General features: G+C 65.7%; 10 protein-coding genes. 5 read left to right on the top strand and 5 right to left on the bottom strand.

Annotation, left to right across the window (positions count from 1 at the left end):
- Nucleotides 1-3: 3 nt before the first annotated feature.
- Together pdeM and ACM43_RS07975 are read left to right on the top strand one after the other, a co-directional pair.
- On the top strand, nucleotides 4-675 hold the full coding sequence (gene pdeM, locus ACM43_RS07980; protein WP_271539511.1) for a ligase-associated DNA damage response endonuclease PdeM: 672 nt from the start codon (nucleotides 4-6) through the stop codon (nucleotides 673-675).
- Between the two features lie 270 nt (nucleotides 676-945).
- Nucleotides 946-1,377, top strand: a complete 432-nt coding sequence (locus ACM43_RS07975) for a hypothetical protein (protein WP_271539509.1) — start codon at nucleotides 946-948, stop codon at nucleotides 1,375-1,377.
- 134 nt (nucleotides 1,378-1,511) lie between these two features.
- Here ACM43_RS07975 and ACM43_RS07970 read toward each other — a convergent pair whose 3' ends face one another.
- Both ACM43_RS07970 and pyrE read right to left on the bottom strand, forming a co-directional pair.
- On the bottom strand, nucleotides 1,512-2,288 hold the full coding sequence (locus tag ACM43_RS07970; RefSeq protein ID WP_198399709.1) for a DUF2865 domain-containing protein: 777 nt from the start codon (nucleotides 2,286-2,288) through the stop codon (nucleotides 1,512-1,514).
- Nucleotides 2,289-2,535: 247 nt separating this feature from the next.
- Nucleotides 2,536-3,099: an orotate phosphoribosyltransferase gene (gene pyrE, locus ACM43_RS07965; RefSeq protein WP_271539507.1), complete on the bottom strand. Its 564-nt coding sequence runs from the start codon at nucleotides 3,097-3,099 to the stop codon at nucleotides 2,536-2,538.
- A 184-nt stretch (nucleotides 3,100-3,283) separates the two neighbouring features.
- Here pyrE and ACM43_RS07960 point away from each other — a divergent pair, with 184 nt between their 5' ends.
- Nucleotides 3,284-3,910, top strand: a complete 627-nt coding sequence (locus ACM43_RS07960) for a glutathione S-transferase family protein (RefSeq protein ID WP_271539505.1) — start codon at nucleotides 3,284-3,286, stop codon at nucleotides 3,908-3,910.
- Between the two features lie 159 nt (nucleotides 3,911-4,069).
- Here ACM43_RS07960 and ACM43_RS07955 read toward each other — a convergent pair whose 3' ends face one another.
- The 3 genes from ACM43_RS07955 to ACM43_RS07945 all read right to left on the bottom strand — a co-directional run bounded on the left by ACM43_RS07955 (nucleotide 4,070) and on the right by ACM43_RS07945 (nucleotide 9,326).
- Nucleotides 4,070-4,705 (bottom strand): LysE family translocator, encoded by a 636-nt coding sequence (locus ACM43_RS07955; protein WP_157283382.1) that lies wholly within the window; start codon nucleotides 4,703-4,705, stop codon nucleotides 4,070-4,072.
- 277 nt (nucleotides 4,706-4,982) lie between these two features.
- Complete coding sequence (gene polA / locus ACM43_RS07950) at nucleotides 4,983-8,075, bottom strand: DNA polymerase I (RefSeq protein ID WP_271539502.1); 3,093 nt, start codon at nucleotides 8,073-8,075, stop codon at nucleotides 4,983-4,985.
- Nucleotides 8,076-8,258: 183 nt separating this feature from the next.
- The gene (locus ACM43_RS07945) at nucleotides 8,259-9,326 is read right to left on the bottom strand and encodes an acyltransferase family protein (protein WP_271539500.1); all 1,068 of its coding nucleotides are present in this window, start codon (nucleotides 9,324-9,326) and stop codon (nucleotides 8,259-8,261) included.
- A 203-nt stretch (nucleotides 9,327-9,529) separates the two neighbouring features.
- Here ACM43_RS07945 and ACM43_RS07940 point away from each other — a divergent pair, with 203 nt between their 5' ends.
- Together ACM43_RS07940 and hrpB are read left to right on the top strand one after the other, a co-directional pair.
- Complete coding sequence (locus ACM43_RS07940; RefSeq protein ID WP_271539498.1) at nucleotides 9,530-10,846, top strand: UDP-glucose dehydrogenase family protein; 1,317 nt, start codon at nucleotides 9,530-9,532, stop codon at nucleotides 10,844-10,846.
- A gap of 128 nt (nucleotides 10,847-10,974) precedes the next feature.
- Nucleotides 10,975-13,449 (top strand): ATP-dependent helicase HrpB, encoded by a 2,475-nt coding sequence (gene hrpB, locus ACM43_RS07935; RefSeq protein WP_271539496.1) that lies wholly within the window; start codon nucleotides 10,975-10,977, stop codon nucleotides 13,447-13,449.
- The last annotated feature ends 191 nt before the right edge of the window (nucleotides 13,450-13,640 follow it).

Here is a 13,640-nt window from a genome sequence, read left to right as displayed (position 1 = left end):
GACATGCGCGTTTCCAGAGTCACGATCAGCGATGTGACCTTCGCGGCCGATCTCTCCGGCGCTCTGTTCTGGGACGAGCAGCGCCTGCTCGTGGTCTCCGACCTGCATCTGGAGAAAGGGTCGAGCTTCGCCACGCGCGGCGTGCTGCTGCCGCCTTACGATACCATTGCGACGCTCGGCCGGCTCGCTGCTGTCATCTCCCGCCATGATCCTCGAATCGTCATCGCGCTCGGCGACAGTTTTCACGACCGCAGCGCGCATGAGCGGCTGTCCGCCGAGGACCGCGACGCGGTGGCCGCACTCCAGAGCGGCCGCGACTGGATCTGGATCTCGGGCAATCATGATCCCATGCTGCCGCGCGATCTCGGCGGCACCATCGCGGTCGAAGTCGCGATCGGCCCGATCACCTTCCGCCACGAGCCCACCGGCGCCCACGGCGAGATCGCCGGCCATCTGCATCCGAAGGCGCGTGTCTCGGCACGTGGCCGCTCGATGGAGCGCCGCTGCTTCGCGAGCGACGGGATGCGGGCGGTGATGCCGGCATTCGGTGCTTACGCGGGGGGCCTCAGTATCCGCGACGCCGCCTTCGCCAAAATCTTTCCGGAGAACGGCTTTGTCGCCCATCTCCTCGGCGACCGCCGCGTCCACGCCATTGCGGCCTCGCGCTGCTGTTAAGGTGCCGGCCGAATTAGGACAGCACCACGATCGGTATTTTTCCGGAATCGCGCAAAGCCCGTTGTCGGTATTAAGGTCCGCCCTCGCCGGGGCTGGAATTTCATCCCGAACAAGATTGCAACCGGCAAGGGGTCGCCTCGGGCGGCCCCTTTCGATTCCGTACACGCCTGGAACAAATTAAGAACACTTTAGCAAGTCTTTGATATATCATTGTGATTCGGCGCTTCGCCGCTACAATATCTAGCGTCTGTCCGACTTTGCGAGGACTACATGTCCACGATTGCCTTCGACCAGTTTGCCCTCACCCGGATCGCCGATTTCGCGCGCTCGCTGTCACGGCTGCATCAGGCCGCGCGGCGCCAGAGGGTCGATGACGACCAGTTCGACCGCGAGTTCAACGCGGTGTGCCAGTCGATCTGGGGCTACACCATCAACGATATCAGCGACGATCTGTTCTCGCCCGAGGACCATCTGTTTTTGGACACGCTGGACGAAGCGCATGCGCGCATCTTCGCGGCCGAGCAGGGCTATGACCTCGTCGGCGATCAAGGCATGCTGACCGATTGGTGGGGCTTCTGCTGGATGATCCTGGCCGAGAAGCGCGGCCTCCTGACGCCGGAGAACCGCGCCGCCGCGCGAGCCGCGATCGAGGAGAAATATCTGGCCGCGCCCAATGTGATCGGGGTGATCATCGGGAGGTGAGCTCTCGTGCCCCGGACGCAGCGCAGCGCTTCTTCAGCGGTGCGCTGCAGAGCCGGGGCCCATCTCGCAGCATGCCGGGTCCCGGCTCGGCGTCGCGTCACTGCGTGCCGCGCCGCGTCCGGGACACGAAACTGCTACTCCAACCCCGCCCGCTTCGCCGGCTTCGCGGCGGTCTTCGGCACTGTCACGTCCGGCAGCGGTTCACGCACGATCTCGTTTGACGCCGGTGCATCTGCCGACACCGTCTCGGCCCGCACCGGCGCCACCTTCATCTCGCCAAGCCGGGCGCGAACCTGCGCGGTGAGACCGGGATAGGAGGCAACCGGGGTGAAATCCGCAGCCTGGTCGTTGCCGACGCGGACGCCGGTATAGGCAACGAGGCCGTCGCTGGTGGCGATCACGTCGCCGGCCTTCAGCGAGGAATCCAGCGCAAGGTCGACCGGGGCCAGGCCGACCGGTTCACGGCCGTTGCAGGTGCAATCGGCGCGCAGCGCCTTGCGGTAGGCGAACGCGTTCTCGCTGTCGGCGTAGCGCTCGCCGGTCTGGGAATAGGCACCGTCGATCGACGAGCCGAAATAGACCTTGGTCGCGCTGGCAGGGCAGAATGCCTGACACATCTGCGCGGGCGAGACGAGGCCGCGCATCAGCGGAAAGTATTTCCCGTCGCAACTGCGTACGCAGAAGGCCGGGCCCGAGCCGCCGGCCGCGGCCGAGCGAGTCGGCGGCACATATTGCGGCGTGGCGCCATTCTGCTGGCTGCTGAAGGGATCGACATAGGAGTTCGCCGGCGGCACCTCGCGCTGCGGCCGCTGCTGCTGCATTCCGCCGAAGAGGAAATCTAACAGACCTTCTGCCGAGACCGGGGCAGGAGCTGCGAGCAACGGCGCCGCCAGCATGGCGGCCACAAGCATCGCGCGACGCCGCCGGCGCGCATGGGACATGACTGTACGCAATGCTTACTCCACCCGACGCTACTGAACCGGCTGGGACCGAGAGGTCTCAGCACGCGATTCACCATAAAGCGGGATGGTAAATGAGCAGTTGAGCAGAGGCGGTTTCAAGACGAGGCGGTGGCCTCTTTAAGGCCGGGCGCAGCTTTGGACCGATGGTTGCTACCGGGACACATTGAGGCATGACGGCGGAGAAATTTCCGCCACTTCACCCCTTTAAGAATTCCGACGCCTTGTACAGCGAACGGAACGGCAGGCCGGCCGCACCGAAAGTGTCGGTGGCGCCTTCCTCGCGATCGATCATGGTCAGCACCAGCACGACATTGGCTCCGGCCTCGCGCACCGATTCCACCGCCTTCATCGCCGAGCCGCCCGTGGTGGTGACGTCCTCGACGATCACGACGCGCTTGCCCGCCAGCGTCTCGCCCTTGGGCAGGCCCTCGATCGCGAGCTTGGCGCCGTGCTCCTTCGGCTTCTTGCGCACGAAGAAGGCCGCGATCGGATGACCCTTGATCCAGGAGATCTGCGCCAGCGCGCCGGCGAGCGGCACCGCGCCCATCTCGAGCCCGCCGATGAAATCGAGCTGGTCGTCCTTCAGCGCCTCGTAGGTTAGCTCGGCGAGCAGCGTTGCGCCCTCGGGGTCGAGCATGGTCGGCTTGAGGTTGAAGTAGAAATCGCTCTTGCGGCCCGACGCGAGCGTCACCTCGCCGCGGCCGAATGAGCGCCGGCGGATGATCTCGAACAGGCGGGCGCGGGAGGCGGATTTCGACACGGCGGTCCCTCGAACAGCGTTTTTGGTGGGGGCGGAATTTATCCGCGACCGACGCGACATTCCAGAGGGGGCGTCTCCCGTCAACAGGGATCGGCCATCCCGGTCCGCCGGTTGTGAGGGCGCAACCTTCTGGAGTAGGTGAGGGGGCAAGCCTTCGGGCAAGCCTCTTGGGGAAGGACACGGAATGACCATCGAGCTCTATACCTGGAACACGCCGAACGGCCGCAAGATCTCGGTCGCATTGGAGGAGATGGGGCTGCCCTACAAGGTGATCCCGGTGAACATCACCAAGGGCGAGCAGATGGCGCCCGAGTTCCTCAAGCTCTCGCCCAACAACAAGATCCCCGCGATCGTCGACCCCGAGGGGCCCGACGGCAAGCCCGTCAGCATCTTCGAATCCGGCGCGATCCTGCTCTATCTCGGCGAAAAGACCGGCAAATTCCTGCCGAAATCGCTTATCCAGCGCATCCCGGTCTACGAATGGCTGATGTGGCAGATGGGCGGCTTCGGCCCGATGCCCGGCCAGGTGCACCATTTCATCGCACTCGAAAACGAGCAGGACCGGGCCTATGGCCTGAAGCGCTTCATGGCCGAGACGCGCCGGCTCTATTGCGTGCTCGACCGCCGCCTGGAGGGGCGCGACTTCGTCGCCGGCGAGCTCTCGATTGCGGATTTTGCCATCCTGGGCTGGGCCTGGCGCCATCCTCGCCACAAGGTTGATCTGGCCGACTTCCCCAACGTCAAGCGCTGGTACGACGCCCTGATGGCGCGCCCGGCCGTGAAGCGGGGGATGGAGGCGAAGCTGGATTGATCTCTCTTCTCCCTCTCCCCGTTCTTACGGGGAGAGGGTTGGGGTGAGGGGCCTCTCTCCCCATGCGAGATGGTCGAGAGACCTGTACCCCCTCACCCGAATTCGATCTGCGATCGAATTCGACCTCTCCCCGCAGGCGGGGAGAGGTGAAAACCATCCTCACACCCTCTTCGCTTCCACCGCCATCCGCACCGCGAGCCCGGCCAGCACGGTGCCCATCAACCAGCGCTGCACCAGCATCCAGCTTGGCCGGTTCGCCAGGAACAGCGCGATCGATCCGGCCGCGAGTGCGATCATCGCATTGACGCTGACGCTGATCGCGATCTGGATCGCGCCCAGCACCAGCGACTGCGTCAGCACGCTGCCGGCCGCGGGATCGATGAACTGCGGCAGCAGCGCCAGATACAGCATCGCGATCTTCGGGTTGAGCAGGTTGGTGACGAAGCCCATCGCGAACAATTTGCGCGGGCTGTCGATGGCGAGCTTCCTCACCTGGAACGGCGAACGCCCACCCGGCTTCACCGCCTGCCAGGCAAGCCACAGCAAATAGCCGGCGCCGGCAAAGCGCAGCGCGTCATAGGCGAAAGGAATGGCGAGCAACAGCGCCGTGATGCCGAACGCCGCGCACAGCATGTAGAACACGAAGCCAAGCGCCACGCCGCCGAGCGAGACGATGCCGGCCGCGCCGCCTTGCGTGATCGAGCGCGAGATCAGATAGATCATGTTCGGTCCCGGCGTGAGCACGAGGCCGAGGCTGACGAGGGCAAAGCCGAGCAAGGCGGAGGTGTGGGGCATGATTGAACCGGTGCGGGAGATGCAAAGGTTCTAATATGCGCGGGATCGCGGAGCCATCGCGCAATTGCTCGGAGGACAATTGAGCGCTTGCGCCGCGAATTCAGTGCGCTCCCTCGCTCCGTTCTTACGGGGCCGGGACGAGCTTCGCTCGCCCTGAGAGGGTTGGGATGAGGGGCTTTCTCCACACGGGCGGTCGTCGATAGACCTGTACCCCTCACCCGGATCGCAAGAGCGATCCGACCTCTCCCCGCAAGCGGGGAGAGGTAAAGGAAGAGCGCTAATGCGCCTCGTCCCAATTGTTCGCGGCGCGGGCGTCGACATGCAGCGGCACCGAGAGCAGCACGGCCGGGAACGGCGCGTCCTGCATCACCTTCTGCACGACGGGGAGCGTTGCCTCGACCTCGTCGTCCGGCACCTCGAAGATCAACTCGTCATGCACCTGGAGCAGCATTTGCGCCGAGAGCTTCTTCTCGGTGAGCGCATCCTCCACCCGCGTCATGGCGCGGCGGATGATGTCGGCGGCGGTGCCCTGAAGCCGCGCGTTGATCGCGGCGCGCTCGTTGAAGGCGCGCACCGAGGCATTCGAGGCCTTGATGTCGGGGTAGTGGCACTTGCGGCCGAACAGCGTTGTGACGTAGCCGTGGTTGCGGCAGAAATCGCGCGTCTCGTCCATATAGGCGCGGATGCCCGGGAAGCGCTCGAAATACTTCTTGATGTAGGCGGAGGCTTCCTCACGCGCGATGCCGAGCTGGTTGGCGAGGCCGAAGGCGGAGATGCCGTAGATGATGCCGAAATTGATCGCTTTCGCGCGGCGGCGGATCTCGCTCGGCATGCCCTTGATCGGCACGCCGAACATTTCCGATGCGGTCATGGCGTGAATGTCGAGCCCGTCGCGGAACGCCTGCTTCAGCACGGGAATGTCGGCGATCTCGGCCAGCAGCCGCAGCTCGATCTGCGAATAGTCGGCAGAGACCAGCTTGTGTCCGGGCGTGGCGATGAAGGCGCGGCGGATCTTGCGGCCGTCCTCGGTGCGCACCGGAATGTTCTGCAGGTTCGGCTCGTTCGACGACAAGCGTCCCGTCGTGGTCGCAGCCAGCGCGTAGGTGGTGTGCACGCGGTGGGTCTGCGGATTGACGTAGGTCGGCAGCGCGTCGGTGTAGGTCGATTTCAGCTTGGAGACCTGGCGCCACTCCAGAATCTTCTTCGGGAAGTCGTGGCCCTGCTCGGCGAGCTCGTCGAGCACCTGTGCGGTGGTCGACCACGCGCCGGTCTTGGTCTTGGTGCCGCCAGGCAATCCCATCTTGCCGAACAGGATGTCGCCGATCTGCTTGGGGCTGCCGACATTGACCGGCTCGCCCGCGATCTCCTGGATCTCGGCTTCGACGCGCGCCGCGGTCTGGGCGAAGTCGCCGGACAGACGCGACAGCACCTGGCGGTCGATCGAGATGCCGCGCCGCTCCATGCGCGCGAGCACCGACACCAGCGGCCGCTCCAGCGTCTCGTAGACCGCACTCATGTGCTCGGAAACGAGGCGCGGCTTCAGCACGCGCCACACCCGCAACGCAATGTCGACGCCTTCGGCTGACAGCGGTGCGGCCTTGTCGATTGGCACCTGGTCGAAGGTGATCTTGCCCTTGCCGCTGCCGAGCAGCTCGCTTTCCTTCAGCATGGCATGGCCGAACCATCGCTCCGACAACGATTCAAGCGCATGCGAGCCGCGGCCGGCATCGAGCACGTAGGAGATCAGCAGCGCATCGTCGATGTTGCGCAGGGTGATGCCGTGCTGCGCCAGCATCACGGCGGTGAACTTGACGTCGAAGCCGATCTTGAGGATGCCTGCCGATTCCAGCACCGGGCGTAGCGCTTCGATGGCATCGGTGTGCTTGACCTGGTCCGGCGCGAGGCCGGCATCGAACAGGCCGGCGCCGCCGCCGGATTGCTTGTGCGCCAGCGGCACGTAACAGGCCTCGTTCGGCGCCAGTGCCAGCGCGATGCCGCAGAGATCGGCCTGCATCGGATCGATCGAGCTCGCTCTGGTCTCGATCGCGACATGGCCGGCATCATGGATGCGCGCGATGAAGGCCTCGAGCTCCTTCAGCGTCTTGATGGTCTGGTATGTGCCGCGATCGACCGGAAGCTTGCGCAGCGCCTCTTCGCGCGCGGCGGCGAGGGAGATCGGCGCCCCCTTCGGGCTCGCAGCCTTGTCGTCCTTGCCCGCCGATCTATTGGGCTGGTTCGGCCGGGCTGGCGCTGGGGTTCCTGTGCCGGGTGCGGGCACGACGTCAGAGGGCGGCAGCGTCGTGAACACGCTGGCGCCGCTGGCATAGCCGGGATCGGCATCGACATTGGCGGGATCGATCTGCGCATATTCGGCGACGCGCCGCGTCAGCGTCGTGAACTCCATCGCCTTCAGGAAGGCGATCAGCTTGCGCGCGTCGGGCTCGTGGACGGCGAGGTCGTCCAGCGGCACCTCCAGCTCGACCTTGTCGTCGAGCAGCACGAGCTGCCGCGAGATGCGCGCCTTCTCCGCGTTCTCGAGCAGCGCCTCGCGCCGCTTGGGCTGCTTGATCTCGCCGGCGCGGAACAGCAATTGGTCGAGATCGCCATATTCGGTGATCAGCTGCGCCGCGGTCTTGATGCCGATCCCGGGTACGCCCGGCACGTTGTCGGTGGAATCGCCCGCGAGCGCCTGCACCTCGACCACCTTGTTCGGCGGCACGCCGAACTTCTCGATCACCTCTGATATGCCGATGCGGCGGTCCTTCATGGTGTCGTACATGGTGACGCAATCGGTGACGAGCTGCATCAGGTCCTTATCGGACGACACGATGGTGGCGCTGGCGCCGCGCTCGCAGGCCTGTCGCACATAGGTCGCGATGAGATCGTCGGCCTCGAAGCCGATCTGTTCCAGGCAGGGCAGGTCGAAGGCGCGCACGGCTTCGCGGATCAGCGCGAATTGCGGAATGAGATCGTCGGGGGCGGGCGGCCGGTGCGCCTTGTAGTCCGGATAGATCTTGTTGCGGAAGGTGATCTCCGACTTGTCGAAGATGATGGCCAGATGCGTCGGCCGGTTGTCCTCGGGCATCTCGCGGAGCAGCTTCCACAGCATGTTGCAGAAGCCGAGCACGGCGTTGACCTGGAGTCCGTCGGATTTGCGGTTCAGCGGCGGCAGCGCGTGATAGGCGCGGAAGATGTAGGAGGAACCGTCGACCAGGAAGACGTGGTCGCCCTTGCCGGCCGCCTTCGCCGCGACCGGTTTGGCAGCAGCTGTCGCGGGTGCCGCCTTGGCAGCAGGCTTATCGGCGGCCGCCTTCGGCTCGGCAATCTTGGTCTCAGCCTTGGCGGTGGTCTTCTGCGATGTCTTGGGCATGGCCGCAATGTATGAATTTTTGCGGGCTTTGACAGCCTTCGGAGGCGGATTTTTGGCGTGGTGACGCCGCTATCCCCACTGTCATTCCCCGCGAAAGCGGGGAATCCAGTACGCTGCGCCCCCATCGATCGACAACGACTGTCTCTGGAATACTGGATGCCCCGCCTTCGCGGGGCATGACGGTCACTCCGCCGCCTGCAACGCCGCTCCCGTCTTCTTTGGGGCAATCCAGAATGCCTCTGGCCGCTCGAACAGGAAGCGCGCATTGAACCGCAGCGCGGCCTGCCAGATCGCGAGCGCTCCGAGCACGCCGGCGACGGTGACGAGCAGCGACACCGTGCCGATATCGGCAATGACCCCCGTGCGCAGCAGCAGCGTCCGCGTCGCCGCCATCGGCAGGAAGAAGGCGAGATAGATCACGATCGAATGCTCGCCGCAGAAGCGGAGGAAGTTGAGCCAGTGTGCCCGCGCGAGCAGCGTGCCCGCCGCGATGATGGCGCAGGCGCCGGCGAAGCCGAGCGCGAGCGAGACGATCGCCCACTCGCTGGCGCCCGCTGCGACGAGGCCGGCATTGATCACCGCCCAGGCAGCGAGCGCTGCAAGCGCCAGCGCCGGATGCTTCCGCGCCCGGTCCGACAGGGCGAACACGTAGGGCGCGAACAAATAGCCCGAATAGAAATAGACGAAGCGCGCGCAGAACTCGTCGACGGCGGTCCAGCCGGTCGTGATGTGCGCGGTCTCCAGCGCGGCGGCGACGAGCCAGACCGCGAGCGATGGGACCTTGCGTGTCAGTTTCGTGACGACGAAGAAGACCGGCAACAGATAGATGAACCACAGCGTGCCGAACGGCTCGATGAAGGATTCGAGATACAGTAGGCCAACATGCTGCCAGCTGGTCTCGGCCGCAAAGGCCGGGGCCTTGAAGCCGAATTGGATTGTCACCCAGACGACATAAAAATAGGCGAAATGCACCACCTTGCGGTCGAGATAGGTTCGCCAGTCTCGGTCGATCACCAGAGACAGGAACAAGCCCGAAATCAGAAAGAAATCCGGCATCCGGAACGGCTTTGCGAAGGCTACGAGCACGTGCATGAACCCGGTCTGCCCGGCGGCAAGCTCCACCCCCAGCACCGAATGCATCATCACCACCATGACGATGCAGATGCCTTTGGCGTAGTCGACCCAGTCGATACGCACGGTCGAAGCGGCCGTGGAGGGGCTGGCCGCCGCGATTGTGCCTGATCGTGCCATGGTGTCCCTTTCCGAGGCGCGTTCCGCCCGTGCCTGTGCGGTCCTGGGGCAGTTTGGAGCCCAGTAGTTTCCGACTTCTTTACCGGTTCAAATCGCGGGCCGGTTTTTGCATGCGGACTGTTCCATGGCCTCGGGAAAATGCTAAACCGCCCCGGATTGGGCTGAGTTGGACGTCCGTTAACCAAGCTGGAACAGGATTTTTCATGCGAATTGCGATGATCGGCACGGGCTATGTGGGATTGGTGTCCGGCGCCTGCTTTGCGGATTTCGGCCACGACGTCACCTGCGTCGACAAGGACGAGAGGAAGATCGCGGCACTCCATCGCGGCGAGATCCCGATCTACGAGCCCGGGCTCGACGAACTGGTCGCGAACAACGTGAAAGCCAAGCGGCTCGACTTCACCACTGACCTGAAGCAGCCGGTCGCCGATGCCGATGCCGTGTTCATCGCGGTCGGCACGCCCTCGCGCCGCGGCGACGGACACGCCGACCTGTCTTACGTCTATGCCGCCGCAAAAGAGATCGCGCAGTCGCTGCAGGGCTTCACCGTGGTGGTGACGAAATCGACCGTGCCGGTCGGCACCGGCGATGAGGTCGAGCGCATCATCCGCGAGGCCAACCCCAAGGCCGACGTGGTTGTCGCCTCGAACCCAGAGTTCCTGCGCGAGGGCGCGGCGATCCGCGATTTCAAATTCCCGGACCGCATCGTGGTCGGCACCTCCGACGAGCGCGGCCGCAAGATGATGGGCGACATCTACCGCCCGCTGTCGCTGAACCAGGCGCCGCTGATGTTCACCGCGCGCCGCACCGCCGAGATGATCAAATACGCTGCCAACGCGTTCCTGGCGACCAAGATCACCTTCATCAACGAGATCGCCGATCTCTCCGAGAAGGCCGGCGCCAACGTTCAGGAGGTCGCGCGCGGCATCGGCCTCGACAACCGCATCGGCACGAAATTCCTGCATGCCGGTCCCGGCTTCGGCGGCTCGTGCTTCCCGAAGGACACCAAGGCCCTGATCAAGATCGCGCAGGACTACGACGTCTCCTTGCGCATCGTCGAATCGGTGCTGGCGGTCAACGAGAACCGCAAGCGCGCGATGGCGCGCAAGGTAGCCCAAGCGCTCGGCGGCAATCTGCGCGGCAAGACCGTCGCGGTGCTCGGCCTCACCTTCAAGCCCGACACCGACGACATGCGCGATGCGCCGTCGATCCCGCTGGTAACAGGCCTGATCGACATGGGCGCGAAGGTGAAGGCGTTCGATCCGGTCGGCATGGAGCAGGCCAAGGGCGAATTGCCCGATATCATCTATTGCGAGGACGCCTATGCCTGCGCGCAAGGCGCCGACGCGCTCGTCATCGTCACCGAATGGGTCCAGTTCCGCGCGCTCGATCTCGACCGGTTGAAGGCGACCATGGCGCAGCCGGTCGTCGTCGACCTCCGCAACATCTACCGCCCCGAAGACATGGAAGCTGCCGGCTTCGTCTACGAGAGCGTCGGGCGGCCGGCGGTGCAGGGCTGATTGCTGCATATTCTCATTGAACGAAGCCGTCATGGCCGGGCTTGTCCCGGCTATCCACGTCTTGTTCACTGCCAGACGAAAGAACGTGAATGCCCGGCACGGGGCCGGGCATGACGAACGGATAGATCTTGCCCCGCAGCTTCGACACGCCCCTCCCGATCGATGCCGTGCTCGACGATTTGTCGCGTACGCTGGAGGCCAGCAACGCTGCAGTGCTGGTGGCCCCTCCCGGCGCCGGCAAGACCACGCGCGTGCCGCTGGCCTTGCTCGATGCGCCCTGGGCCAAGGACAAGAAGATCATCGTGCTGGAGCCGCGCCGCATCGCCGCGCGCGCCAGTGCCGACCGCATGGCCAAATCGCTCGGCGAGCGCGCTGGCGAAACTGTCGGCTATCGTGTCCGCTTCGGCTCGAAGATCTCGCGCGCGACGCGCATCGAGGTGGTGACCGAGGGCATCTTCACCCGCCAGATCCTCGACGATCCCGAACTCTCCGGCGTTGCCGCGATCCTGTTCGACGAATTCCATGAACGCTCGCTCGACGCCGACATGGGCCTTGCGCTGGCGCGTGATGCGCAAACCGGCTTGCGCGAGGATTTGCGCATCCTGGTGATGTCGGCGACGCTCGACGGTGCGCGGGTGGCAAGGCTGCTCGGCGATGCCCCTGTCGTCGAAAGCGAGGGCCGTGCATTTCCGGTCGAGACACGCTATCTCGGCCGCAAGGCGGATGCACCAATCGAGCGGCAGATGGCGGATGCGATCGCATCTGCGCTGCGCGCCGATAGCGGCTCGGTGCTGGCCTTCCTGCCAGGCGCCGCCGAGATCCGCCGCACGCAGAATTTCCTCTCCGAGCGCCTGCAGGACGCCTCCGTCGAGATCGTGCCGCTGTTCGGCGCGCTCGATGCCGCCGTGCAGGATCGCGCCATCGCGCCGGCACCCAAGGGAACGCGCAAGGTGGTGCTGGCGACCTCGATCGCGGAGACCTCGCTCACCATCGAGGGCGTGCGCATCGTCGTCGATAGCGGTCTTGCCCGCGTTCCTCGCTATGAGCCCGATATCGGCCTGACCCGGCTCGAGACCGTGCGCGCCTCGCGCGCGGCGGTGGACCAGCGCCGCGGCCGCGCCGGCCGCACCGAGCCCGGCGTCTGCTACCGGCTCTGGGACGAGCCGCAGACCGCCTCGCTCGCGCCCTACACCCAGCCGGAAATCCTCAGCGCCGACCTGTCCTCGCTGGTGCTCGATCTGGCGCAATGGGGCGTCAGCGATCCCGCGGCTCTATCGTTCCTCGATCCGCCGCCGCAGCCGGCCTGGAAGGAAGCCAAGAGCCTGCTGAGCGAGCTCAACGCGCTCGACAGCGACGGTCGCATCACCGCCGAAGGCAAGAGCCTGCGCGCACTGGCGCTGCCGCCGCGGCTGGCGCGCATGATCGTGGATTCGCATCGCGCCGGCGAGGGCCAGGCCGCCGCCGAGATCGCGGCCATCATCACCGAGCGCGGCCTTGGCGGCGACAGCGTCGATCTCGAGCACCGGCGCGACCAGTTCCGCCGCGACCGCTCGCCGCGCGCGGCAAGCGCGCGCGATCTCGCGCGCCGCTGGGCCTCGCAGGTCGCGGCCTCGGAGAAGGTGGCGCTGCAGGAGGGTCTCTCGACCGGCCTGATGCTCGCTTACGCGTTTCCGGACCGCGTCGCGCGCAATCGCGGCAATGGCAGTTTCGTGCTGGCCAACGGCCGTGGCGCTTCCATCGAGCAGACCTCCTCGCTCGCCCGTGCGCCCTACATCGCGATCGGTGAGATGACCGGGACGGCGGCGAGCGGACGCATCTTGCTCGCCGCGCAAATCACCGAGGACGAGATCGAGCGGCATTTCGCCGAGCATATCGAGACCGCCGACGAGATCTCCTTTGATCGCGGCGCGATGGCGCTGCGGGCACGGCGCAAGCGCGTGCTGCACGCGATCACGCTGTCCGAGGCGACGCTTTCAGTATCGCCCTCGGAGGAGACCGCGCGCATCTTCGCAGATGGCTTGATCGCCGCGGGCCTCGACCGGCTGCCCTGGTCGAAAGCCGCCAAGCAATGGCGTGATCGCGTGACGTTCCTGCGCAAGGCCGAGGGCGACAGCTGGCCCGACCTGTCGGACGACGGTCTGATCGCGCGGCGGGATGATTGGCTGGTGCCGGCGCTCTACGACAAGATCGCGCTCAAGGACATCTCCGCGGGCGATCTCTCCGATGCCCTGATGGCCCTGTTACCGTGGGAGATGCGCGCGCGGCTCGATCGCGAGGCGCCGACCCATTTCGAGGCGCCTACGGGGAGCGTGCTCGCGATCGACTACGAGGCCGAGCAGGGACCGACCATCGCGGTGCGGCTACAGGAATTGTTCGGCCTCAACACCCATCCCTCGATCGCCGCTGGCAAGGTGCCGCTGGTGCTGGAATTGCTGTCGCCGGCTCAGCGGCCGGTGCAAGTGACGCGCGATCTGCCCGGCTTCTGGCGCGGCAGCTACGCCGCCGTCCGCTCCGACCTGCGCGGCCGCTACCCCCGTCACCCCTGGCCCGACGATCCCGCGAGCGCCGTGCCAACAAGGCGGGCGAAGCCGCGCGGGACGTGAGGTGGTAGACCCTCATGGTGAGGAGCGCGGAACGCGCGTCTCGAACCATGCAGGCCCCGCTCTCGCGTGCGGCCATCCTTCGAGACGCCGTTTCGCGGCTCCTCAGGATGAGGGCCTGGAGTAGCTGCAACGGCGCCCATTAACCCTCCGCTCATCCTTTTCGTCAAAATGACAGGAGCCCCGGCGTGCCC

Origin of the sequence: Bradyrhizobium sp. CCBAU 45321, assembly GCF_028128975.1 — a bacterium.
Lineage (GTDB): Bacteria > Pseudomonadota > Alphaproteobacteria > Rhizobiales > Xanthobacteraceae > Bradyrhizobium > Bradyrhizobium yuanmingense.
The sequence above is the reverse complement of the archived record's forward strand: the minus strand, read 5'-3'. Positions and strand labels throughout refer to the sequence as shown.